Here is a 254-nt window from a genome sequence, read left to right as displayed (position 1 = left end):
AACTACGACACGCCGATGTTCTGGGCGCAGCTCGCGTCGATCCCCATCCTGGCGGTGTTCTTCGTCCACGTGGAGACCAACTTCTTCCGCCTGAGCCGGGCCTTCTACGGCAGCCTTGCCCACGGGGTCAGCCGCCGCGACCTCGCGCGGATGCAGGCCCGCCTGTCACGCTTCGTAATGGCCAAGCTGTTCGGGTTGTTCATCGCCCTCGCGGCCGTCGCCCTCATCGCCATCCTGGTCTCCTACGTGGCGAT

1 protein-coding gene is annotated in these 254 nt (G+C 65.7%); it reads left to right on the top strand.

Translation table 11 applies throughout. The features are described 5' to 3' along the window. Nucleotides 1-15 precede the first annotated feature (15 nt). Nucleotides 16-254: exopolysaccharide Pel transporter PelG (pelG, locus tag AC0IY1_RS25440; protein WP_471773357.1), on the top strand; the 239-nt coding region annotated here is incomplete at its 3' end.

The organism is Methylobacterium sp. AC690 (assembly GCF_979256535.1).
Note: the sequence above shows the minus strand (reverse complement) of the source record. Positions and strands in the feature narration are given on the sequence as shown.